The sequence below is a fragment of the Curtobacterium sp. Csp2 genome, assembly GCF_013347165.1.
The window spans coordinates 296069-320084 of sequence record NZ_CP054593.1 but is presented as its reverse complement, the minus strand read 5'-3'; the positions used below and the strand labels follow the sequence as shown (position 1 = coordinate 320084).

Here is a 24016-nt window from a genome sequence, read left to right as displayed (position 1 = left end):
CCGGGAGCAACGTGGTCCCCCCCTGGGGTATCCCGCGTGCGGTTTGCGCAGGTGCTGCGGATCGGCCGGGAGGCACGTGGCGGGCCCGCCACGTGCCTCCCGGCCGTCGTCGTGTCGCGTCGGACGCGAGCCGCTAGTCCGCGAGGATCTGCAGCAGGTCCTTGCGGAGCTGGTCGATCTTCGCGGTGGCCGCCTTCGTCTGCTCGTCGGTCGCGTTCGACCGGTACACGTGCAGCACGCCCATGGTCTTCCGGAGTGCTTCGACGAACTCACGCTGCGTGTCCGGCATGCCCGGGGCGGCGTCGAACGCCGCGGCGATCTCGTCCGCCTTGGCCGCGGCCTCGGCCCTGCCCGCCTCGGTGAGCTCGAACAGCGTCTTGCGCCCGTCGCCGGTCGAGACGACGAGGTCCTCGTCCACGAGCTGCTGGAGCGTCGGGTAGACCGAGCCGGGGCTCGGCTTCCAGGCGCCGCCGGTGCGCTCGGCGATGGTCTTGATCACGGCGTAGCCGTTCTGCGGGCCCTCGGCGAGGAGGCCGAGGATCGCGAGACGGACGTCGCCGCGACGACGGCGTTCGCGGCCGAAGCCGGGGCCGCCGCCGAACCCGGGACCGAAGCCCGGGCCGAAGCCGCGTCCGCCGAACCCGGGACCGAAGCCACCGCGTCCGCCGTGGTCGTGGTCACCGCGGTCGCGGCCGGGGAAGCCGTGCCCGTGGTGCTGCCGCGCGCCGCCGAAGCGGGGGCCGCGCGGACCGGTGCCGCGCTGGTCGCGGCGGTCGTGCATCTGGTCGTCGTGCATGGTGTGCATGAGGACTCCTTCTGTGTGTCGGGTGAAGTGGGCTCGCGACCTATTGTGTGCGTGTCGCGATGCGTCAACGATAGATCGCTAACTATCGCGATGTCAAGCATCGGTCTTGCTTGGCCCGCTGTCGGTGGCCGCGGGCAGGATGGGACGGACCATGACGGACGTCCTCGAGCGCTTCTCCCCCGCGACCGCGGAGTGGTTCCGCGGCGCGTTCGCCGCCCCGACCGCCGCGCAGGCCGGCGCCTGGGACGCCGTGTCGACCGGGCAGCACGCGCTGGTGATCGCCCCGACCGGGTCCGGCAAGACCCTGGCGTCGTTCCTGTGGTCGATCGACCGGCTCATCAGCGCGACGGACCGTCCACCCGCCAAGCAGCGCACGCGGGTGCTCTACGTCTCGCCGCTCAAGGCCCTCGGGGTGGACGTCGAGCGGAACCTCCGCAGTCCGCTGGTCGGCATCACGCAGACGGCCCGGCGGCTCGGCACGGAGCCGCCCGAGGTCACCGTCGGGGTCCGGAGCGGGGACACCCCGTCCGCCGACCGGCAGCGCCTGCTCCGCCAGCCGCCGGACATCCTCATCACGACGCCCGAGTCGCTGTACCTCATGCTCACCTCCGCGGCGCGCGCGACCCTGGTGAACGTCGACACCGTGATCGTGGACGAGGTGCACGCGGTCGCGTCCTCGAAGCGCGGGGCGCACCTCGCCGTGTCGCTCGAGCGGCTCGACGACCTGCTCGACGCGCCCGTGCAGCGCATCGGTCTGTCCGCCACCGTGCGGCCCGCGGAGGAGGTCGCTCGGTTCCTCGGCGGCCGGGCACCCGTCACGATCATCGCGCCGCCCGCGCAGAAGACCTTCGACCTGCGGGTCGTCGTGCCGGTCGACGACATGACCGAGCTCGGCGCGCCTCCGGTCGGCGCCGATGCCACCGAGTCGCCGACGAACGGCTCGATCTGGCCCCACGTCGAGGAACGGGTCGTCGACCTGGTCGAGGAGCACCGGTCGACGATCGTGTTCGCGAACTCCCGACGACTCGCCGAACGCCTGACCGCGCGGTTGAACGAGATCCACGAGGAACGGGTGCTGGCGGCGCGGGACGTGCGCGAACCGGCGGCCGTCGGTGCTGCCGGTGCCGGGTCCGGACCGGGCGGTGCTGGGGCCGGACCGGTCGGGCAGTCGCCCGGTCGCGCGTCCGCGCACGCTCCCGTCGCGCAGCCGAAGCGGCCGCCGGCGCAGGTGATCGGGCAGTCCGGGCAGACCGACGGCGGCGGGTCCGACCCGGCGGTCCCGGTGCTCGCCCGGGCGCACCACGGCTCGGTGTCGAAGGACCAGCGCGCGATCATCGAGGACGACCTGAAGTCCGGGCGCCTGCGCTGCGTCGTCGCGACGAGCTCGCTCGAGCTCGGCATCGACATGGGCGAGGTCGACCTCGTCGTGCAGGTCGAGGCACCGCCGTCCGTGGCGAGCGGCCTGCAGCGCGTCGGCCGCGCGGGACACCAGGTCGGCGAGATCTCCCGCGGTGTGCTGTTCCCGAAGCACCGCGCCGACCTCGTGAACAGCGCGGTCACCGTCGAGCGCATGGTGTCCGGGCAGATCGAGTCGATCTCGGTACCCGCGAACCCCCTCGACGTCCTCGCACAGCACACCGTCGCCGCCGGTGCGATCGACACCGTCGACGTCGAGCACTGGTTCGAGCTCGTCCGGCGGAGTGCCCCCTTCAGCTCCTTGCCGCGCTCCGCGTTCGAGGCGACGCTCGACCTGGTGACGGGGCGCTACCCGAGCGACGAGTTCGCCGAGCTCCGGCCGCGCCTGGTGTGGGACCGCGTGCACGGCACCCTGACCGGGCGACCGGGAGCGCAGCGGCTCGCGGTCACGAGCGGTGGCACGATCCCCGACCGCGGCATGTTCGGCGTGTTCATGGTCGGCGAGAAGGCGTCCCGCGTCGGCGAGCTCGACGAGGAGATGGTCTACGAGTCCCGGGTCGGCGACGTGTTCGCCCTCGGCGCGACGAGCTGGCGCATCGAGGAGATCACCCACGACCGGGTGCTCGTCAGCCCGGCGTTCGGGCAGCCGGGACGCGTCCCGTTCTGGAAGGGCGACGGCATCGGCCGGCCCGCCGAGCTCGGCAAGGCGACGGGTGCGTTCGTCCGCGAGGTCGAGGGCGCCTCGGACGAGGACGCCCGCGCACGGGTGGCCGCCGGTGGGCTGGACGACCGCGCCGTCACGAACCTGCTGACCTTCCTCCGCGAGCAGCGCGAGGCCACCGGACACGTCCCGAACGACACGACCCTGGTGGTCGAGCGGTTCCGTGACGAGCTCGGCGACTGGCGGCTCATCCTGCACTCGCCGTACGGGATGCAGGTGCACGCCCCGTGGGCCCTGGCCGTGGGCGCCCGGCTCCGCGAACGACACGGGATCGACGGCGACGCGATGGCCGCCGACGACGGGATCGTCGTCCGGATCCCGGAGACCGACGCCGAGCCGCCGGGGGCCGACCTGTTCGTGTTCGAGCGCGACGACCTCGAAGCCGTCGTGACGGACGAGGTCGGCGGCTCGGCGCTGTTCGCCGCGCGCTTCCGCGAGTGCGCGGCGCGCGCCCTGCTGCTGCCGCGCCGGAACCCCGGGCAGCGGTCACCGCTCTGGCAGCAGCGCCAGCGCGCCTCGCAGCTGCTCGAGGTCGCGCAGAAGTACCCGACGTTCCCGATCGTCCTCGAGACCGTACGCGAGGTCCTGCAGGACGTGTACGACGTCCCCGCGCTGCTCGGCATCGCGGACCAGATCGGCGAGCGCCGCATCCGCCTGGTCGAGCGTGAGACCGAGCAGCCGTCACCGTTCGCCCGGTCGATCCTGTTCGGGTACGTCGCGGCGTTCATGTACGAGGGCGACTCCCCGCTCGCCGAGCGCCGGGCCGCGGCGCTGTCGCTCGACTCGACGCTCCTCGGCGAGCTGCTCGGGCGCGCCGAGCTCCGGGAGCTGCTCGACCCCGAGGTGATCGCCTCCGTCGAACGTGACCTGCAGCGGCTGTCGCCCGACCGTCGTGCGCGGGACGCCGAGGGCATCGTCGACGTGCTCCGGCTCGTCGGGGCGCTCGACCTGCCGGAGCTGACGGCACGCAGCTGGCTCGCCGACGCGGCCGACCAGCAGGCGGCGGAAGCCACGGTGCGGACCGCCCTCGAGTCGCTCGAGCGCGACCGGCGGGTGCTCTCCTTCAGCCAGGCCGGGACGACCCGCTGGGCGGTGATCGAGGACGCCTCGCGCCTGCGGGACGCCCTCGGGGTCCCGCTGCCGATCGGCGTCCCGACCGCGTTCGTCGAGCCCGTCGCCGACCCCCTCGGCGACCTGGTCGGCCGGTACGCGCGGTCGCACGGACCGTTCTCGTTGCAGGACGCCGCCGGGCGCCTCGGGCTCGGCGTCGCGGTCGTCCAGGACACCCTGCGCCGACTCGTCGCCGACCGCCGGGTCGTCGAGGGCGAGTTCCGGCCGGACCGACAGGGTGCGGAGTGGTGCGAGGCCGAGGTGCTCCGCCGCATCCGCACGAAGTCGCTCGCGGCCCTGCGGCACGAGGTCGAGCCGGTGTCGCCGGACACCCTCGCGCGCTTCCTGCCCGCGTGGCAGCACGTGCACACCCCGGGGACCCGCGGTGGGCTGCGCGGCGTGGACGGTGTCCTGCAGGTGATCGACCAGCTCGCCGGCGTCGCCCTGCCCGCGAGCGCATGGGAGACCCTCGTGCTGCCCGCCCGGGTCAGCGACTACTCGACGAGCATGCTCGACGAGCTCACCGCCACGGGCGAGGTCCTGTGGTCCGGCGGTGGCACGCTCCCCGGCAACGACGGGTGGGTCCGACTCCACCTGGCGGACACGGCGGAGACGACGCTCGCCGAGCCCTCGGGCGACGAGACCACCGAGCTCCAGCGCGACGTGCTCGGCGCACTCGCCGGCGGCGGCGCGTACTTCTTCCGGCAGCTCGGCCAGGCGGTCGGCAGCACGGACGACACCGCCCTGGCGACGGCGCTGTGGGACCTCGTCTGGGCTGGACAGATCACGAACGACACCTTCGCCCCGCTCCGCGCGATGCTCGGCGGGAAGGCGAAGAGCACGAGCGCGCCGCGCTCCCGGCCGTACCGCGGCCGGCGACGCCCGACGCTCCCGACGCAGTCCGGTCCGCCGTCGGTCGGCGGCCGGTGGTCGCTGCTGCCGCTCGCCGAGTCCGACGGCACCGTCCGCGCCGCCGCGACCGCGGAGCAGCTGCTCGAGCGGTACGGCGTCGTGACCCGGGGTGCCGTGCAGGTCGAGGGCGTGCGGGGCGGATTCGCCGGCGTGTACCGGGTGCTCAGCCGGTTCGAGGAGTCCGGTCGGGCCCGCCGCGGGTACTTCGTCGAGGGACTCGGGGCGGCGCAGTTCGCGACGAGCCCCACGGTCGACCGGCTCCGGACGTACGCGCGGGACCTGGACGACGACGAGCGTGCCGACGCCGACCGGGAGCGCCAGGCGCTGACCCTCGCCGCGACCGACCCCGCGAACCCGTACGGTGCGGCGCTGCCGTGGCCGTCCGACGGCGACCCGGCGGACACCACGGGCGCGGCCGACGGCGCCGACGCCGACGCCGTGGCCGCCGGCACCAGCACCAGCACCAGCACGGTGCGAGCCGCAGCTGCCTCCACCGGCACGGGCAAGACCCGTGGGCACCGTCCCGGACGGAAGGCCGGCGCGCTGGTCACGACCGTCGACGGCCGCCTGGTGGTCTACGTCGAACGGGGCGGGAAGTCCGTCCTGACGTTCACCGACGACCCGGCGGACCTGCTCGCGGCGGCACGGTCCATCGCCGCGGTGGTGCGTTCGGGGCTCCGGAAGCTCGCGGTCGAGCGGGTGGACGGGGAGTTCGTCCTCGAGAGCCCGCTCGGCAGCGCCCTGCGCGAGGCGGGCTTCACGGCGACGCCGCAGGGGGTGCGGCTCCGTGTCTGAACCGAGCACGACCGGAGCGACTCCGAGCGGAAGGCCGTGCCGTGCCCGAGGGTGACACCGTCTTCCGGGCCGCCCGCCGACTGCACACCGCCCTCGCCGGCAAGGTCCTGACCCGCTCGGACTTCCGGGTGCCCGCGTTCGCGACGCTCGACCTGGTCGGTCGGACCGTCGACGAGGTCGTCCCGCGCGGCAAGCACCTGCTCCACCGGATCGGCGACCTGACCGTGCACTCGCACCTGAAGATGGAGGGGCGGTGGGACGTCTACGCCCCGGGTGAGCGCTGGCGACGGCCGGCGCACCAGGCACGCGTGGTGCTGGACGCCGAGGACGTGTCCACCGTGGGCTTCACCCTCGGGGTGCTCGAGGTGGTCCCGCGCGAGCAGGAGTCCGAGGTCGTCGGACACCTGGGGCCGGACCTGCTCGGCCCGGACTGGGACGCCGACCGGGCGCTCGCGAACCTCACGGCCGAACCGGACCGCCCCGTCGGACTGGCGTTGCTCGACCAACGGGTGCTCGCGGGCCTGGGCAACGTGTACCGGAACGAGCTGTGCTTCCTGCGCGGTGTGCTGCCGACGCGGCCGGTCGGGCAGGTGCAGGACCCGGCGCGGACGATCGCGCTCGCGAGCCGGCTCATCCTGGCGAACCGCGACCGCAACGCCCGCGTGACGACGGGCGTCGACCGCCCGGGTCGGCGCTTCTGGGTGTACGGACGGGCCGGCAAGCCCTGCCTGCGGTGCGGGACGCCGATCCGGCACGGTGAGCTCGGCGACTCCGAGCTGACCCTGCGCGACACCTACTGGTGCCCACGCTGCCAGACGTAGCGGGAGCGGCCGCAGCGCCGGCCCACGGCACCCGGCAGCCTGCCGGCCCGCGTGATCCCGCCGGCGCGCCGCGTCAGGTCCGCGTCATGATCCACGCGTACAGGTACGACCGCGAGTTCGCCGCGTCGACGACCGCGTCCGGCAACCGCTTCGCCGCCGCGAGCGCCGCCGCCGCGTCCGACTTCCCGCCGAGCGCCCGGTACATGAGCAGGTAGTCGCCGAACTGCACGTCGTAGCGGCCGTCCGGCACCGCCTCGTCGAGGACCCGCTGGATCTGCGCCCGACCACCGGCGCCGGCGTACTCCCCCGCCGTCGCGGGCATCGGGATGAGTTCGATCCCGGCGGGGGCCGCCGCCGCGGCGCTGAACCACGTCGCGTGGTCGCGCTTGCCGCCCCAGTTCAGGGACACCACCCGGTGCGTGAAGCCCGGGAAGGCGGACAGGTCCGGGTCGAGGACGTCGCGCTGGGCCGACGCCGCCTCGTTCGACAGCAGCCAGGTGCCGACCGAGCGCAGGGACGCCGAACCGGACACCGTGCCCCAGCGGGCGACGCCGTTCCAGGCGGACACCGCCTCGGAGGCGGACTCCTGGTTGTTGCCGTCCGCGAAGGGCGAGTACCCCGATGCCCACGAGTGCTGCGCGTACGGGTCGTAGACGCGGAGCGCCGGGAAGGACGTCGTCTGCGTCGGCGAGGCGATGTCCGCCGCGACCAGGTCGGCGACCGTCCGCCACCGGGACACGAGCGCGTCGTCCCCGTCCGCGACCATCGCCGCCGCGGACAGCAGGTAGCCGTAGTGGAAGTGGTGGTCGTTGAACTCGTCGGACCCGAAGGACGGCTGCTGCCCGACGAGCCCGTGCACGGTCGGGTCGTACCGGAAGCACCGGGCGCTGCGGTCGCCGCAGCCGGACGCGTCGAACCACTGGTCGAGCTCGCTGACGATCGACGACTTCAGCGCCGCCGCCTGGTCGTCGAGACCGAGCCCGACCGCGAGCCGGTACAGCGTCGCGACGCGGTACAGGTCCTTGCCGCCGCCGTAGGTGTCGGCGGCGTACGACGACGGGTCGACCCCGGCGGCGTCCTCGCGGACCTGGTCGGTGAGCGTGGTGCGGTCCGCCGCGGAGAGCCCGGACAGGTCGAGACGGTCGTCGGGTTGCACGGTCTCCGCCGAGAACCGCAGGGCGGTGCCGGTGCAGACCGGGGCGGGCCCGGTGATGGTCGCGACCTCCAGCCCGGTGCACGACAGGCCGGACGTGCCCTGACCGGCCTGGGGGACGAGGACGCCCGCACCGCCGCCGAAGTCGTAGCCGAGCGTGGTGCGCTGCGTGGACCGGGTCGCGCTGCGTTCGAGGGTCGTGCCGACGAGGGGCCGCGCGGCCGCGATGAGCCGTGCGACCTGGGACGCGCTCGCCCCGTCCGGGGTCGGCAGCAGGACGACCGAGCCGCCCTCCCGCAGCGCGATCCCGGAGGCGTCGACGGTGCCGTCGCGGACGACGACCTGCCAGGTGCGGCCGCCGCCGGTCATGGTCGCGGTGCCGTCACCGGTGCGGGTGAGCGGCGTGGTGGCGCGGAGCTGCCCGTCGCGTGCGGCCGTGTAGGTCACGAGCGGTGAGCCCTCGGCGACGACGGAGTGGCCGAGCACGGTGTCGCCGTCGCGGTGTTCGACGGTCACCGACACCGCGTCGTACGCCGACACCAGGGTGCTCGTCGCGCCGAGGTCGAAGCCGACCTGCGGCACGGCGCCGCCCGCGATGGTCTTCTCGGTCGCGGTGACGTCCGGCAGCCCGGCGGCGAACCCGCCGCTCGTGACCTGCCACGAGATCGGTGACGGGAACACCGGCTGCGGTGCCGCGCCGAACACGAGCCCGGAGAACCACCGGTTCGTCGGGGGCAACAGCCCGTCCGCCAGGCGCATCGTCCCCGCGGTGGAGGACGTGACGTCACCCAGGGCGGCGACCGCGCGCGCCTGGGCCGCCTGGTCGGTGGCAGAGGCCGACGGGGTCGGGTGATCCGTGCCTCCCGGCCCGGTGCACGCGGTGACCAGGAGGGTGACGGCCGTCACCAGGGTGACCAGCAGGACCGGACGGGAGGCACGGGTCGGGCCCGCCCCGTCGGTCCGGGACGCGGGGCGCACCGGCTACAGCCCGATCTGGCGGGAGAAGTCCCGGACCATGTCCGTGACCCCGGCGAGCTCGCCGTCGTCCTGCAGGTGCAGCGTGGCGTCGACCGGCGTGCCGGGGCTCGTGATCCCCGAGGACGGCGAGGCGGACAGCTCGCGGCTCTCCACGTCGACGGTGGTCTTCGCCTGGCCGTCGGCGTTCGTCTCGACGCTGACGCTCTTGACGCGACCCGTGACGGTGCGGTCGTCGGGCAGGCGGAGCTCGACCTCGGCGCCGGTGCGGATCCGGCCGTAGTCGCGGGGCGTGACGGTGAAGTTCGACGTCACGAACAGGCTGTCCGCCTTGTGGATCGTGCCGAGCTCGGAACCGGCCTGCACGTAGCCGCCGGTCTTCACGTCGATCTTCGCGATCGTGCCCGAGACCTCGGCCTTGAACGTGATGAGCCCGTCCTCGCCGATGTCGTAGGCGCTCGTCTGGGTGTCCGCCCCGACGACGCCCTTCCGGATGTCCTGTGCGAGCTGCAGGCTCTGCACCTGGATCAGCTTCGCGCCCTTCTGGACGGTGTCGCCCTCCTCGACGTACTCCTGCGTCACGGTGCCGCCGTAGTCGGTGCCCACGGCGTACTCCTGCGCGGCGATCGCGGCGGAGGTGCTGGCGACGGCGCTCTGCCGCTGGTTGAACACCAGGGTGCAGGCGGCGACGACCACCAGGACGACCAGCAGGCCGCCGAACAGTCGGAGTCGGTTGGTCCAGGTCATGCGCGGTGTCCGTCCTGCGTCGCGACGCCGGCGATCGCGGCGCGCTGGGGTTCGAGGATGTCGGGTCGGACGACGGTCGTCCGGACCGGGCGGGCGGGGGCCTGCGCCACGGCGAGGGTCGGGCGGGCGACGCCGCCGCGGGCGCGCTCGCGGTCGGCGACGCGGTTCCGGGCCTGCTCGCGGAACGCGGCCACGATGAAGGCGAGGAACACGAGGGTGTTCGTGATGTTCCAGGCCGTCGCCAGGGTGAACTGGCCGTTGTGTTCGTCCCGCCACACGGCGACCACGCTCGTCAGCGACAGGAAGACGAACACCAGGACCTGCGGGACGATGAAGTTGAACGGCGACGGGGTCCGGCCGCGGTTCGCGCCGGTGACGTGCCAGGCCTGCTCCTTGCCGCAGAGGACGTTCCAGAGGGCGCTCGCGTAGATCGGGAACGACACCGCCGCGAGCAGCAGCGTCTCGTACCGGAACGACCCGAGGGCGTAGAACGCGAGCAGCACCTGCATCAGGTAGAAGCCGAGGTAGAACAGCACCCACTCGCCCGGGCCGATCGACAGGTTCATCGGGCGCAGGTCGAAGAAGATCTCCAGCGGCGGCACGAGGAGCAGCAGCCCGGGGACGATGCCCGTCAGGTAGAAGCTCGCGGTGACGAGGTACTGCAGCCGCTGGTCCATCGACAGCCGGTGCTTCGGGTTGAACGGGAAGTGCGTGAGCAGGATCTCGAACCCGCCGGTGGCCCAGCGGAGCTGCTGCTTCGTGAAGCCCTCGATGGTCTCCGGGGCGTCACCGACGGCCAGGGTCATCGGGATGAAGACGGACTTCCACCCGCGCTCGTGGAGCATCAGGCTGGTCCAGACGTCCTCGGACTTCGAGTCGGTGTGGATGCCGCCGACCTCGTCGATCGCGCTGCGGCGGAAGACGACGTTCGTGCCGACGCAGAACGCCGCGTTGAAGCGGTTGCGGCCGGGCTGGATGAACTTGTAGAACACGGTCTGCATGTAGCCGGCGCCGCGGGACACCAGGTTGTGCAGGTTGCCGTACGTCTGCGGCGTCTGCACGAACGCGATGCCGTCGTCCGCGAAGAACGGGACCGTCTCGAACAGGAAGTCGGGCTTCGGCACGAAGTCGGCGTCGAACACCGCGAAGTAGTCGCCCTTCGCGAGGGTCAGGGCGTGGTTGATGTTGCCGGCCTTCGCGCCGTGCGAGGACAGGCGGCGGACGTAGCGGGCGCCGAGCTCGGCGGCGAGCGCCTGCACCTCGTCGCTCCGTCCGTCGTCGAGCACCCATGTGCGGTGCTCGCCGCGCATCGCGAGGGCGGCCTGCACGGTCGCGGCGATCTTCGACAGCTCCTCGCCGTAGACCGTGATGAACACGTCGACCTCGACCCGGCGGCCGCGGACGTGCATCGGCCAGCGGTGCGGCTGGTCGGACAGGCCGTCACGGGCGACGGCGTCGCGGTCGAACAGCGTGTCCTGGGTGTGGTGGAACCCGAAGTCGCGCGGGTCGGCGCCGCCGGACAGGATCGTCCACATCGACAGCAGGGCCTGGCCGACGAGGACGCTCTCCGCGACGATCACCAGGCCGTACGGCAGGAAGTCGCCGCGATTGGCTGGGTCGAGCAGGAACACCGCGTACGCCATGACGCCGAGCGTCGCCACGAGCACGATGAGCACCATGACCGGGCTGTGCGCGCGGATCTCGGAGCGGGGGCGCACGTGCGGGACGGCTTCGCCCAGGGCGCGGCGACGGACCCGGTCGCGGGGCGTGCTGGACAGGAACGGAGCACCCGTCGTGCGCGACTCGTTCGGCGCGGCGGTCGCGCCCGCACTCGGGGCCGCGGCCGTGTCCGCGGGTTCGCCGACGTCGGGCGACCGCGGGGGCGAGTTCCGCCGGTACGGCGGGTTCGGCACCGCGTCCGGGCGCGGTCGGCGGAGGTCCGTGGGTGCGGACATGGCGGTTCTCCTGTCGGGTCGGGAGAGACTCGCGACCGGCAGGCGGGGACGCCGACGGTACGCGAGACGGGCGTCGGCGACTGTGGCGACATGGGTTCGGTGCCGGGGCTAGGGACCCGGCATCGGGGGGGGACGGCGTCCGAGGGTGCGGACGCGCTGTTCGGTGTGTCGTGAGCGGTCGTGCGGCGACGGCCCGTCGCCGTCGGTCTGGTCGACACTACGAGCCGGTCGGCCGCGCCGTGTGTCCAGCGGGTGAACTCGGCACCGGAGCGCCGATCCTTGCGGTTTCCCGCATTCCCGCACGCCCCGGCGCCGGGCGCGCGTGTCGGGCGGGGCGGCGTTCCGCGGCGGCGCGTTCCGCGAAACGCAACGTCGGCGGATNCTCGCAGCGGTATCGCGCTGCGAGCATCCGCCGACGTTGCGTCTTGCGAGGGGGGGGAGGGAGGGGTCAGGCGGCGGAGCGCTCGGCGAGCGGGCGGCGCCGGAGCTCCTGCCGGGTGATCGCCGGCGGCTCGTACTGCTGGTCGAGCCGGGAGACGTCGGCTCCGGGCGGGACGATCGCGTCGATGCGGTCGAGGACCTCGTCGGACAGTGCGACGTCGGCCGCGGCGAGCAGGTCGTCGAGTTGCTCCGTCGAGCGCGGGCCGATCAGCGCGCTCGTCACCCCGGGGTGGGCGATCGCGAACGCCAGCGCCAGGTGCGTCATCGGGATGCCGGTGTCCTCGGACAGCGCCGCCACCTGCTCCACGGCGTCGATCCGGCGCGCGTCCTGGTTGTGCCGGAACATCCCGACGCGGGCGAGGTCGCTCTGCTGCCCCTTCCGGAAGCGTCCGGTCAGCATGCCGCCGGCGAGCGGGCTCCACACCAGCGCGCCCATCCCGTACCGCTGGGCGACGGGCAGCACCTCGCGCTCGATGCCGCGGTTGAGGATCGAGTAGGTCGGCTGCTCGGAGCGGAAGCGCTCGAGGCCGCGGCGTTCCGAGGTCCACTGTGCCTCGACCTGCATCGACGCCGGGAAGTCCGAGCTGCCGATCGCCCGGACCTTGCCGCTCCGCACGAGGTCGGTGAGGGCGGACAGGGTCTCCTCGAGGTCGACGGTGTCGTCCGCGCGGTGCGCCTGGTACAGGTCGATGTGGTCGGTCTGCAGTCGGCGGAGCGAGTCCTCGACCGCGCGGGTGATCCAGCGTCGGGAGTTGCCGCGCCGGTTGGGGTCGTCGCCCATCGGGCCGTTGAACTTCGTCGCGAGCACGACGTCGTCCCGGCGGCCCGCGATCGCCTTGCCGATCAGCGTCTCGGACCCGCCCTGTGAGTAGCGGTCCGCGGTGTCGATGAGGTTGATGCCGGCGTCGAGGGCGCGGTGGACGATGCGGATCGAGTCCTGCTCGTCGCCGTTGCCGATCCGGCCGTCCGTGCCGAGCATCATCGCGCCGAGTGCGAAGGGGCTGACCTGGATGCCGGTGCGGCCGAGGGTGCGGTACTGCATGGGAGTGCCTCCTGTCCGTGGCGCCCGGTGCTCCCGTGCCGTATCGTGGACGGAACCGGAACGCTCTTCCGGAACCATACGGAACGCTGTTCCGTTTCCGCAAGCCCCGCGCGGTCGGACCGCGCATCCCGACACCCACCGACCGGAGGCCCCGTGCGCGCCGACGCCCGCCGCAACCTCGACGCCCTCGTGGACACCGCCCGTGCGGTCTTCGCCGAGCAGGGCGTCGACGCCCCCGCCCGGGTGGTCGCCGAACGCGCCGGGGTCGGTGTGGGCACGCTCTACCGGCACTTCCCCCAGCGGTCCGACCTGGTCGTCGCGGTGTTCCGCCAGGCCGTCGAGGACTGCGCGGACGCTGCTGCTGAACTCAGCGCCGAGCACGAGCCGGACGAGGCGCTCGCCCGGTGGCTGCAGCGCTTCACCGGGTTCGTCGCCACGAAGCGCGGTCTCGCGGCCGCCCTGCAGTCCGGGGACCCGGCGTTCGAGGGCCTGCACCCGTGGTTCATCGACCGGCTCGGCGGCGCGTTGACCGGGCTGCTCGACGCCGCCTCGGCCGCTGGAACCATCCGGAGCGACCTCGACGCGACCCAGCTGCTCCGCGCGGTCGCCGACCTGTGCCACGGCGCACCCACCGTCGAGCAGAGCCAGCACCTGGTCGGCCTGCTCGTCGACGGGCTCCGCTGGCGCGCGACCGCCTGAGCCCCGTCAGGCAGGCTGGTGCAGCCACTCCCGCGCGGTCGTCCGCACGGCGTCCGTCACGCGCTCGAGCAACGGGGACGCCAGGTTCCACCGCTGCCACCAGAGCGCCACGTCGGCCCGTCGGCCCGGGGTGAGCTCGACGAGCGAGCCCTCCCGCAGACCCTGCAGGCACTGCGCCTCGGGGAGCATCCCCCAGCCGAACCCGAGCGTCACCGCGCGGGCGAAGTCGGCCGAGGTCGGGACGAAGTGGCGCGGACCGCCGGGGGCGTGCCCGAGGACCCGGCGGAGGTACCCCTGCTGCAGGTCGTCGTCGCGGTCGTAGTCGACGAGCGGGACCCGGTCGAGCCGGTCGGTCATCCGTCGCTCGGTGTCCGCGCCGTCCAGGTACCGGGCGACGAAGGCCGGGGACGCCACGGCGCGGTACCGGTCGACGCCGAGCAGCACGGACGAGCAGCCCTGGACCGGGTCGGCCTCGGCGGTGACCGCCGCCATCACGGTGCCGGCACGCAGGAGCTCGGCGGTGCGGTCCTGGTCCTCGCGGTGCAGGTCGAACACCACCTCGGTGTCCGCACGGACGAGGGCGAGCGCGTCGAGGAACCACGTGCCGAGGGAGTCGGCGTTCACGGCGAGGGCGACTGAGGGTACCACCGGCAGCGCTGCGTCCCCACCGGGACCCACCCCGAGCGCCCGTGCGGTCTCGTCGTCGAGCAGCCGCGCCTGCCGCGCGTGTCGGAGGACGACCTCGCCGTCGGCGGTCGGCGCCACCGGGGTCGTCCGCTGGAGCAGGACCCGGCCGAGCTGCTGCTCCATCGCCTTGATCCGCTGCGACACCGCCGACGGGGTGATCGACAGCGCCCGTGCCGCGGCGTCGAGGGTGCCGTGGTCGACCGCGGCGAGCAGGGTCTCGAGGTGGTCGCGCTGCAGCCGGAGCATGCAGCTGAGCTTACGGTGCTACAGGAACGTGAGCTGGCCTGCAGGTCGCGGCAGCCCTAGCGTCGGACGGGTGAACGCGCTCCTCCCCCTGCTCGCCGGCCTCGGCACCGGACTCGCGCTGATCGTGGCGATCGGCGTCCAGAACACCTACCTGCTCCGGCTCGCGGTGACCGCGTCGGTCCGGGTGGTCGCGGCCTCCGTCGTGGTGTGCGCGGTGTCGGACGCGGTGCTCATCCTGGCGGGCGTCCTCGGCGTCGGGGTGGTCGTCGAGCGCTTCCCCGTCGCGGTCGTCGTCATCCGCTTCGTGGGGGCGGCGTTCCTGCTGGCCTACGGGGCCCTCGCGGCGAAGCGCGCGCTGCGGCCGTCCGGGGATGCGATGCGCGTCGAGCAGGCAGCGGACGACGACGGGGTGCCGGCACCGGCAGCGGCACCCGCCGGGCAGACCCGGACCAGCATCCCGGCGCCCAACGCGACTGCGCCCAGCACGTCCGCGACCAGCGCGTCGGCGACCGGCCCGACGGCCGAGCCGGCGGGGCGGACGGGGGTCGCGCCTCCCAGCCGGGGTGGGGTGACCACGCGCCCGGCCGCACCGACGATGCGGGCCGCGGTCCTGACCATGCTCGTGTTCACGTGGGCGAACCCGCACGTGTACCTCGACACGCTCGTGTTCCTCGGGTCGGTGGCGAACCAGCAGGGCGTCGACGACCGCTGGTGGTGGACGATCGGGGCCGTGGCGGCGAGCTGCCTGTGGTTCGGTGCCCTCGGGTTCGGCGGGCGGCTACTGCGGCCGCTGTTCGCCCGGCCGCCCACCTGGCGCGTGTTCGACGGCCTGGTCGCCGTCGTGATGCTGTCGTTCGGCGTCGCGCTGGCCGTCGGCGCGTAGCGCGGGCCGACCGCAGCGCGCCGCGTGGCGGGCTGCGGCGTGTCGTGCGCGCGCACAACCGAAAGCACTCCGCGCCACGGAAACCCGTGGCGCGGAGTGCTTCGCGTTGTGCCGAGGACGAGTCGCAGGCGCCGCCTACTGCAGGCCCTTGCCCACCCGGCTGTGCCGACGGCTGTACCCGAAGTAGATCGCGAAGCCGATCGCCAGCCACACGATGAACCGCAGCCACGTCTCGACCTCGAGGTTGAGCATGAGCCAGAAGCACAGCACCGCCGAGATGATCGGGAGCACCGGCGACCACGGCACCCGGAAGGCGCGGGGCGCGTCCGGACGGGTCTTGCGGAGCACGACGATGCCGATCGACACGAGGACGAAGGCGGAGAGCGTGCCGATGTTGATCATGCCCTCGAGACGTTCGACCGCGGTGAACCCGGCGATGAACGCCACGACCACACCCGCGACGACCTGCACCCGGACCGGGGTCTGCGTCTTCGGGTTCGTCTTCGAGAACCAACGGGGCAGCAGGCCGTCACGGCTCATCGAGAACACGATGCGCGACAGGCCGAGCAGCAGCACCATCACGACGGTGGTGAGGCCAATCAGCGAACCGATCGCGATGATCCCCGCCGCCCACGGCAGGCCCACGATGTCGAAGGCCGAGGCGAGGGACGGGGCGTCCTCCTCCGCCAGGCGCCGGTACGAGACCATGCCGGTGATGACGATGCTGACGCCGACGTAGAGCAGCGTGACGATGCCGAGCCCGATGAAGATGCCGCGGGGCAGGGTCTTCTGCGGGTTCTCGGTCTCCTCGGCGCTCGTCGCGACGACGTCGAAGCCGATGAACGCGAAGAACACGAGCGAGGCCGCAGCGAGCAGCCCGAACACCCCGTACTGCGCGGGCGCGGAGCCCGTGACGAAGGACACGAGCGACTGCGTCAGGACGCCGCCCTCGGCACCCTTGGTCGGCTCGGCCGGCGGGACGAAGGGCGCGAAGTTCGCGGCCTTGACGAAGAACGCCCCGGCGACGATGACGAAGACGACGATCGCGACCTTGATGACCGTGATGACCGCGGACACCCGGCTCGACAGGCGCGTGCCGAACGCCAGCAGCACGGTGAACAGGCCGACGATGAGCACCGGCCCCCACGTGAAGCCGATCGGGCCGAGCTGGATCGTGTCGGGCAGGTCGATGCCGAACACCCCGAACGCGGTGCTGAGGTAGATGCCCCAGTACTTCGCGATGACGGCGCTCGCGGTGAGGGTCTCGAGGATGAGGTCCCACCCGACGATCCAGGCGAGGAGCTCGCCCATGGTCGCGTAGGTGAACGTGTACGCCGAGCCGGCGACCGGGATCGTCGACGCGAACTCGGCGTAGCACATGATCGCCAGGCCGCACGTGACGGCGGCGAGCAGGAACGAGATGATGACGCTCGGTCCGGCGAAGTTGGCGGCGGCGTTCGCGCCGACGGAGAAGATGCCGGCGCCGACCGCGACCGCGATGCCCATCGCGGCGATGTCGAACGTCTTGAGGGACCGTTTGAGTGACCGGCCCTGCTCCTCGGAGTCGGCCAGCGAGGCCTCGATCGACTTGGTGCGGAGTGCCATGGGAGGTTCCCGTCATCGGTCTGGCGGTGGACCCCGGAAGGGTACTGGTGTACCACCCCGGTCCGCAAACGGTCCGGGCGTCGCGGGGCGGGGGTTGGGCGGCGGCGGTCGGGCCACGCGAGGTCGGCGAGACGCCGCCAGGTCGGCGAGACGCCGCCAAGCCGGCGAGACGCCGTGGGACGGGGCGGCGTCTCGGCTCGAGCGGGGCGTCTCGCGGAGACGACGGCGTCTCGGACGGGAGGCACGGGGCCGGGTGGGCGCGTCGGCTGCGGTCCTGCACGGGGCCGGGTGGGCGCGTCGGCTGCAGCCCCACGCGGGACCGGTCAAGCGGCGCGGCGCCATTCCGTGAGGAAGCGTGCGCCCGCCTCGTCGTGGATGATCCCGTCCGGAGCGGTGAGCACCGGGTACGGCGTCGCGAGGACCCCGTCGGCGGGTCGGACGTCGACGTGGGCGACCTCGTGGCCGTTCGCGTGCAGCCAGTCCGCCATCGCGTAGTCGCTGCGCGAGTCCCCGACCGTCCGCCAGGTGACCGGCAGCTCGCCGTCCGCCGACAGCAGCTCGAGCGACCGCTCCGCGCCGAGGTCCTTGCCGGACCGGTCCGACTCGACGTCGGTCGAGATGATCGTCGGGTCGATGCGCCACTGCACGGCACCGTCGGCGTCCGGCCGGACGTCGTCGAGGCGGCGCACGCCGAGGCCCCGACGCACGAGCGCCGCCATCGCCTGTGCGTCGAAGTCGGCTTGGCGTGCCAGGTAGGTCGCGTTCGGCACCTCGACGCGCTGCTCGATCGACACCATCGCGCGCTTCGTCTCGTCGAAGAACACCAGGTCGGCGTACTCGGCCCGGACGAGCTCGCGCATCTCGTCCGCGAAGTCGCGTGGGAGCGCGAGGTCCTCGGCGACCGTCAGCTCACCCATGCCGCCGTCGTACTGCGGTCCGATGGAGCACCAGACGGCGCCCTTCTCGCACACGGCGTGCACCCGGGTACCCTCGGCCAGACCGCCGGCGAGCAGCGGACCGACGACCTCCTGCCGGATGAAGGCGTCGCTCCGACCGGTGTTGAAGACGATCGGGATGCCCTCGGCGGCGAGGGCGACGAGGTCCTCGACGATGGACGGGATCGCGATGGTCCGGGTCACCGGGCTGGCGATCGGTCCGTCGACGTCGAGCAGCAGGCCGAGGCGGGGAGCAGTCACCGCACCATCCTCTCGCAGCAGCCGGTCGGTCAGTGCGCGTCGGTGTCCCCTGGATCGACGCTCGGTGCGTCGACTCCCGTGAAGCGGTCGACCAGGTGCCCGAGGACCACGGGGTCGGGCACGTGCCCCTGTCCCGGGACGACGAGGGACCGCGAACCCGGCACGGCCTCGGCGAGCGCCGCAGCTGCTGCACGCATCCACTCGACCCCGGCGTCCCCCGCGGCGACGAGCACCGGGACGCCCACCGCTTCGGCGACGCGCTGCGGGACCGCCAGTCCGCCGAGGACCCGGACGTCGCGGGAGAGCACGTGGGCGTCGGCGAGGAGGGCCCGCCACAGCCGCGGTCGGAGCCGCGCGGCGGTGACCTGGCCCATCGGCAGGCCGAGGACCTGGGCGAGGAACGCCCGCACCGCCTGCCCGCGGTGGCCCGCGGCGACGTGCTCGTCGAGGACGTCCGCGAGCAGGACGTCGTCGGCGTGCGGGTCGACGGTCGCGCGGTACGGCGGTTCCCAGAGCACCGCGCGCCGGAGCGGGACGCCGGCCGCGAGTCCACGGAGGACGAGGCCCGCACCGACACACGTGCCGAGCGCGTCGACGGGACCGGGGACCGAGGTGACGACCGCCGCCATGTCCTCGATCTCGCGCTCGATCGACCACGGGGCGGTGTCTCCGCTCGCGCCCCGGCCGCGCCGGTCGTACGTGACGACCCGGTAGCGGTCGCGGAGTGCCCGGACGAGCCGGTCCACCGTCGGCGTGCCGTGGTGGTCGAAGGCGCCGCCGACGACGAGCAGGGTCGGACCGGAGCCGGCCTCGGAGACGGCGAGCGGCGTGCCGTCCGCCGAGTGCACGATCCGGTCGAGGTGCCCGACCGAGAAGTGTCCGGCCGAGGGCTGCCCGGCCGAGGGCTGCCCGGGCGAGAGGTGCCCGGCCGGGAGCGGGGCCGGCGCGATGGCGCTCCCCGGGGCGCCGGGCGCTCCGGGAGGCCCCACCGCGTGCTCGGGGGTGCGGGAACGGTCGTCGTGCATGGGTGTCCTCGGGGTGGTGCGACGGCGCTGCGTCGGGTCCTCGGGACGGACCGTGCTGGTGTCGGTACCGAGAGCATGGCAGGCGCCCCGGTCCGCGTCACCACCCGCAAGCAGGGGGAGGACGGCCAGTACCCGTCACACCAGCGCCGTCGCGCCCACCGACTCCCGCTCGAGCAGGGACCGCTTGACGTCGAGGCCCCACGCGAACCCGCCGAGGGTGCCGTCCGACCGGAGGACCCGGTGACACGGCACGAAGAGCGCCGGGGCGTTCCTCGCGCACACGCTCGCGGCAGCTCGGATCGCGTCGGGCCGACCCATGGCACTCGCGAGCTCGGTGTAGGTGAGCACGGACCCGGCCGGGATCGCCCGGAGCTGTCGCCACCCCTCGGCGAAGAGGTCCGTGCCGAACTGCCGCACGGGCACCTGCATGGCGTGCTCGACCTGCCCGTCGTAGAAGGCGTCCACCGCCTCGGCAGCGCGGACGGTGCCGTCGACCACGCGCTCGGGTCGGTGTCGGTCGGCCAGCCGGGCGACGATGCGCTCGGCGTCGTCGGTCCACCCCGAGGCGAGCACGCGGCCCTCCGAGTCCTCGAGCACGGTGAAGGGCCCGTCTGGCGTGTCCAGTGTCTGGATGATGGCGTCGGTCATCGATCGTCCTCCTCGTTGATCAGCGTCGAGCTGGCTCGTTTGTCAGCTTCGTTCGGCGGCTGCCGCCGCGGCCCGCGCGCTCGTCTCGGCGACGGCGGCCGCCCGGTCGACGATCGGCCGCCAGCAGTGCATCGTCAGGTAGCTCCGCCACGGCGCCACCTGCTCCGACCGTACGGAGAGCTCGCGCGCCGCACCGGGCAGTCCGAGTTCCTGTGCACCGTTCCGCACGGCGAGGTCGCTGTGGAGGAACACGTCGGGGTGGTGCCGGACCCGCAGTGCCACGTAGTCGGCGGTCCAGGGGCCGATGCCCTTCACCGCGAGGAGCCCGTCCCGGAGCTCGTCGAGGGACTGCCCGGCGTCGACGACGAGCGTGCCGACCGCGAGCGCCTCGGCCACTCGGATGATGGTGTCCACGCGCGCCGCCGGGCCCCGGAGGACCTCGCGACCGTGCTCCGCGATCACCGCAGCCGTCGGGAACAGTCGACCGCCCGGCACCAGGTCGTCGGGCACCGGTGCGCCGAGCGCGGCCACGAGTCGGGTCTGCGCCGTACGTGCGGCGGCGACCGACACCTGCTGGCCGATGAGGGTGCGGAACAGGACCTCGTCCGCGTCGGCGTGCCCCGGCAGCCGGATCCCCGGGACACGGGCCACCGCCGGTGCGAGCTCCGGGACGGCCGCGAGGACCGCGTCCACCGCCTCCGGATCGGCGTCGAGGTCGAACAGCGAGCGCACCCGCGCGACGAGCGTCGGCAGGTCGGACAGGGTGGTGAGTCGCACCCGCAGGTCGATGCCGGTCCGCCCCGCGGCGGGGCCGGCCGGCCGCGTGGCCGAGGCCGACGCCGTGAAGCGAGCCGGGCCTCCTGGCAGGTCGACCAGCCGCCCGTACGAGGTGACCCGCCCCGTGTCGTCCCGCTCCACCTGCTCGAGCCCGGCGAGCGCGTGGAGCGCGTGCCAGTCGAGCAGGCCCTGTGCGTCGAACGGTGCACGGGCCGGCAGGTGCACGTGCAGCCAGCCGTCCTCGACCGGGCGGAGCACGCGGCGAGCGCGGAGCTGCGAGGGGGTGACGGCGAAGACCTCGCGGATGGTGTCGTTGAACTGTCGGACGCTCGCGAAGCCCGCCGCGAAGGCGACGTCCGCAACGGAGAGGTCGGACGAGGTGAGCAACGCGCGGGCGGTCTGCGCGCGGTGTGCGCGGCTGAGCGCCTTCGGTCCCGCACCGAGCTCGGTCGTCATGATGCGACCGAGCTGCCGTTCCGAGTAGCCGACGCGAGCGGCGAGGCCGGGGACGCCCTCGCGCTCCACCACCCCGTCGAGCACCAGCCGCATGGCCCGGCCGGCGACGTCTTCGCGCAGGTCCCACTCGGGGCTGCCCGGCGTCGCCTCCGGCAGGCACCGCTTGCACGCGCGGTACCCGGCGAGGTGCGCCGCAGCGCTGGTGCGGAAGAAGGTGACCCCCGACGCGCGCGGGGTGCGGGCGGGGCAGGACGGTCGGCAGTAGATGCCCGTCGAGTGCACGGCGGTGACGAACTGACCGTCGAACCGCGCGTCGCGGGAGGCGACGACGCGGTAGCGCTCGGCGTGCAGGGTGTCGTCCGCGGTGCTGGTCATGCGGCAACCCTGACACGGGCCGGCGACAGTGACTGGCGGGAATCGGACACGGCAGCGACGGCCACCGATGACCGGGCGGCCGGTGGACGCTGCCGGCCCCGACTCGGTCGCGCGAGACGCCCCCAACGCGCCGAGACGCCTCCGGAACTCGCGGCGTCTCGCCGGGAACGGGGCGTCTCACGAGGACCGCGGGGTCTCGGCAGGACAGCCGAGTCCGCCGGAACCACCACGACCGCCGACCGCCAGGACCGCTGGAGCGCGCGCCACGGCCACGACGACTACGGTGGGCGCGTGGCCGAGGACCTGCGCGTCGAGACCCCCGTGGAGGTCGTCCTGCTCCTCGCGTCACCCCGGCACCGCTACGAGGGGCGCCCGGCGGACGGGGCGCTGCCGGCCGACGGTCCCGAGCTCCGCGATCGGATCGAGCTCCGGGCGGGACTGGGCATCGTCGGCGACCGGTACTTCGCCGCCCGGGCCCACGTGCACGCCACCGTGACGGTCATCGGCGTCGAGGGGCTCGAGGAGGTCGGCCGCTCCCTCGGCGCGGCGGTGGACCCGGCGGCGACCCGGCGGAACGTGGTGCTCCGCGGCGCGGACGTCGAGGCGCTGCACGGGGAGCCGTTCTCGCTCCAGGTCCCCGGCGAGGAGCCCGTGCTGTTCCGCGGGTACCGCCCGGCGAACCCGTGCGCCTGGATGGACCACGAGGTCGCACCGGGGGCGTTCCGTGCGATGCGGGGACGGGGCGGGGTCCGGTGCGACCCGGAGTCCGACGGGGTGCTGACCCTCGGACCCGCGGTGCTCCGGACGACCCGCCCCGTGCCGCTGCCCTGAACCGCGTGCTGGCGGCGTCAGGCGGTGAGCGCCTGCTCGATCGCGTCGACGAACGCGGGCAGGTCGTCGGGGTTCCGCGAGGTGATGAGGCCGCCGTCGGCCTGGACCTCCTGGTCGACCCACTCCGCACCGGCGTTCCGCACGTCGGTCTGGAGCGACGGGAACGAGGTGATCGTCCTGCCGGAGACCACGCCGGCCTCGATGAGCGTCCACGGCCCGTGGCAGATCGCCGCGACGGGCTTGCCGGCCTCGGCGAACGCCTTGACGAGGGCGACCGCGTCCGCGTCCTGGCGGATGGTGTCGGCGTTGATCGTGCCGCCGGGGACGACGAGTGCGTCGTATTCGCCAGCACCGCTGACACTGCCGATGGTGGTGTCGACGGACACCGACTTGCCCGGGTCCTTGTCGCCGACGAGGGTCTCGATCGAGCCGGACTCCTGCGCGGCGACGGTCACGTCCGCGCCGCGCTCACGGAGCTGGTCGGTGGGGACGACGATCTCGTCCTGCTCCACGCCGTAGTTCGTCGCGATGACGAGGATCTTCTTGCCGTCGAGGGCTGCCATGGTCGCTCCTTCCGGGCCGGGATCGTCCGGCCACACCTGCGGTCGAGGGTCCTGACCGCAACCACCACCGTCGTCGGGGAGCGCTGGACGCGTTCGCAGTCCGGAGCCGACGTTCAGCCGCGGACGCGGAAACCGGCCCCTTCGCGCTCGACCGTGAGCCCGTCGTACCCCGCGATGCGCGGCAGCCCCTCGGTCACCGGCGCCGAGAGGGTCCCGACGACGACCGTGGTGGCACCGGACGCGAGCGCGGCCTCGACCCCGGCGGGGGCGTCCTCGAACGCCAGGCACCGCTCGGCGGGGACCCCGAGCAGGGCGGCACCGCGCAGGTACCCCTCGGGGTGCGGCTTGCTCCGCTCGGCGTCCTCCGACGGCACGAGGGCCTCGGGCACGGGGACCCCGGCCGCGACCATGCGCTTGACTGCGAGGTCCCGCGGGGCACTCGTCACGAGCGCGATCGGGACCCCCGCGTCGAGCAGTCGCCGGACGAAGGCGGCGGCGCCGGGGACCTCGACGATGCCGTCGGTGGAGTCGATCTCGGCGGCGATCATCGTCGCGACGATCGCGTGCTGGTCCTCCGGCGACAGGTGCGGCAGGAAGCGCTGCACGGTGTCGATCGTCTGCCGACCGTGCGAGAAGGCGAGGATCTCGGCTGGTGCGATGCCATGCTCCGCGCCGAAGCGACCCCACGCGGCCTCGACCACCGTGGTCGAGTCGACGAGCGTCCCGTCCATGTCGAACAGGACCCCGGACACCACGACGTCGATCACACCGTCGACCCTAGCCGCGCCGAGACTCGGCCCGGCGGACGAGACTCGCGTCCCGGAGCGCGAGTCATGTCCGCCACCACGAGACTCGGCACCGCACCGCACCGCACCGCCCCACCCGTTCGCAGTCCGGAGCCGACGTTCAGCCGCGGACGCGGAAACCGGCCCCTTCGCGCTCGACCGTGAGCCCGTCGTACCCCGCGATGCGCGGCAGCCCCTCGGTCACCGGCGCCGAGAGGGTCCCGACGACGACCGTGGTGGCACCGGACGCGAGCGCGGCCTCGACCCCGGCGGGGGCGTCCTCGAACGCCAGGCACCGCTCGGCGGGGACCCCGAGCAGGGCGGCACCGCGCAGGTACCCCTCGGGG

At 73.6% G+C, this 24016-nt stretch carries 19 protein-coding genes; 5 read left to right on the top strand and 14 right to left on the bottom strand.

The genetic code is table 11. The annotated features are described in order from the left end of the window. Positions 1-133: 133 nt before the first annotated feature. Complete coding sequence (locus tag HUN59_RS01605; RefSeq protein WP_420889721.1) at positions 134-796, bottom strand: PadR family transcriptional regulator; 663 nt, start codon at positions 794-796, stop codon at positions 134-136. A gap of 160 nt (positions 797-956) precedes the next feature. Between HUN59_RS01605 and HUN59_RS01600 the strand changes: the two genes are divergently transcribed. After that, on the top strand, positions 957-5759 hold the full coding sequence (locus HUN59_RS01600) for an ATP-dependent helicase (RefSeq protein ID WP_174777319.1): 4803 nt from the start codon (positions 957-959) through the stop codon (positions 5757-5759). 41 nt (positions 5760-5800) lie between these two features. Then, positions 5801-6580 carry an Fpg/Nei family DNA glycosylase gene (locus HUN59_RS01595; RefSeq protein ID WP_174777318.1) on the top strand — a complete coding sequence of 260 codons (780 nt, stop codon included), beginning with the start codon at positions 5801-5803 and terminating at the stop codon, positions 6578-6580. Between the two features lie 73 nt (positions 6581-6653). Here the strand turns inward: HUN59_RS01595 and HUN59_RS01590 are convergent, their stop codons facing one another. From HUN59_RS01590 to HUN59_RS01575, 4 genes are all read right to left on the bottom strand, one after another. Continuing rightward, entirely contained in the window at positions 6654-8639 is a 1986-nt protein-coding gene (locus tag HUN59_RS01590) for a glycosyl hydrolase (protein ID WP_174777317.1), read from the bottom strand. A gap of 75 nt (positions 8640-8714) precedes the next feature. Next, the gene (locus HUN59_RS01585; RefSeq protein WP_174777316.1) at positions 8715-9455 is read right to left on the bottom strand and encodes an HlyD family efflux transporter periplasmic adaptor subunit; all 741 of its coding nucleotides are present in this window, start codon (positions 9453-9455) and stop codon (positions 8715-8717) included. Next, positions 9452-11410 carry a glycosyltransferase family 2 protein gene (locus HUN59_RS01580; RefSeq protein ID WP_254629962.1) on the bottom strand — a complete coding sequence of 653 codons (1959 nt, stop codon included), beginning with the start codon at positions 11408-11410 and terminating at the stop codon, positions 9452-9454. The genes HUN59_RS01585 and HUN59_RS01580 overlap by 4 nt, the downstream gene beginning before the upstream one ends. Positions 11411-11858: 448 nt before the next feature. Continuing rightward, positions 11859-12893: an aldo/keto reductase gene (locus HUN59_RS01575; RefSeq protein ID WP_174777315.1), complete on the bottom strand. Its 1035-nt coding sequence runs from the start codon at positions 12891-12893 to the stop codon at positions 11859-11861. A 153-nt stretch (positions 12894-13046) separates the two neighbouring features. On the opposite strand from HUN59_RS01575, the gene HUN59_RS01570 reads away from it, so the two are divergent. After that, entirely contained in the window at positions 13047-13592 is a 546-nt protein-coding gene (locus HUN59_RS01570; protein WP_174777314.1) for a TetR/AcrR family transcriptional regulator, read from the top strand. Positions 13593-13598: 6 nt separating this feature from the next. Here HUN59_RS01570 and HUN59_RS01565 read toward each other — a convergent pair whose 3' ends face one another. Next, positions 13599-14525, bottom strand: coding sequence for a LysR family transcriptional regulator ArgP (locus HUN59_RS01565; protein WP_174777313.1), 927 nt, complete (start codon positions 14523-14525; stop codon positions 13599-13601). Between the two features lie 70 nt (positions 14526-14595). Here HUN59_RS01565 and HUN59_RS01560 point away from each other — a divergent pair, with 70 nt between their 5' ends. Next, positions 14596-15408 carry a LysE/ArgO family amino acid transporter gene (locus HUN59_RS01560; RefSeq protein WP_254629961.1) on the top strand — a complete coding sequence of 271 codons (813 nt, stop codon included), beginning with the start codon at positions 14596-14598 and terminating at the stop codon, positions 15406-15408. A gap of 135 nt (positions 15409-15543) precedes the next feature. Here HUN59_RS01560 and HUN59_RS01555 read toward each other — a convergent pair whose 3' ends face one another. The 5 genes from HUN59_RS01555 to HUN59_RS01535 all read right to left on the bottom strand — a co-directional run bounded on the left by HUN59_RS01555 (position 15544) and on the right by HUN59_RS01535 (position 21490). After that, positions 15544-17013, bottom strand: a complete 1470-nt coding sequence (locus HUN59_RS01555; protein WP_058740747.1) for an APC family permease — start codon at positions 17011-17013, stop codon at positions 15544-15546. Positions 17014-17336: 323 nt separating this feature from the next. Continuing rightward, positions 17337-18209, bottom strand: a complete 873-nt coding sequence (locus HUN59_RS01550; RefSeq protein WP_174777311.1) for a hypothetical protein — start codon at positions 18207-18209, stop codon at positions 17337-17339. Between the two features lie 29 nt (positions 18210-18238). Next, the gene (locus HUN59_RS01545) at positions 18239-19234 is read right to left on the bottom strand and encodes an alpha/beta fold hydrolase (protein ID WP_174777310.1); all 996 of its coding nucleotides are present in this window, start codon (positions 19232-19234) and stop codon (positions 18239-18241) included. A gap of 135 nt (positions 19235-19369) precedes the next feature. Further along, the gene (locus tag HUN59_RS01540; RefSeq protein ID WP_058740745.1) at positions 19370-19882 is read right to left on the bottom strand and encodes a methylated-DNA--[protein]-cysteine S-methyltransferase; all 513 of its coding nucleotides are present in this window, start codon (positions 19880-19882) and stop codon (positions 19370-19372) included. Positions 19883-19924: 42 nt separating this feature from the next. Continuing rightward, entirely contained in the window at positions 19925-21490 is a 1566-nt protein-coding gene (locus tag HUN59_RS01535) for a DNA-3-methyladenine glycosylase 2 family protein (RefSeq protein WP_174777309.1), read from the bottom strand. A 291-nt stretch (positions 21491-21781) separates the two neighbouring features. Here HUN59_RS01535 and HUN59_RS01530 point away from each other — a divergent pair, with 291 nt between their 5' ends. After that, on the top strand, positions 21782-22321 hold the full coding sequence (locus HUN59_RS01530; RefSeq protein WP_174777308.1) for a molybdenum cofactor biosysynthesis protein: 540 nt from the start codon (positions 21782-21784) through the stop codon (positions 22319-22321). A gap of 17 nt (positions 22322-22338) precedes the next feature. Here the strand turns inward: HUN59_RS01530 and HUN59_RS01525 are convergent, their stop codons facing one another. The 3 genes from HUN59_RS01525 to HUN59_RS01515 all read right to left on the bottom strand — a co-directional run. Next, entirely contained in the window at positions 22339-22884 is a 546-nt protein-coding gene (locus HUN59_RS01525; RefSeq protein WP_174777307.1) for a type 1 glutamine amidotransferase domain-containing protein, read from the bottom strand. Between the two features lie 113 nt (positions 22885-22997). Next, the gene (locus HUN59_RS01520) at positions 22998-23651 is read right to left on the bottom strand and encodes an HAD-IA family hydrolase (protein ID WP_174777306.1); all 654 of its coding nucleotides are present in this window, start codon (positions 23649-23651) and stop codon (positions 22998-23000) included. A gap of 139 nt (positions 23652-23790) precedes the next feature. After that, the coding region (locus HUN59_RS01515; protein ID WP_174779326.1) for an HAD-IA family hydrolase at positions 23791-24016 on the bottom strand (226 nt) is incomplete at its 5' end.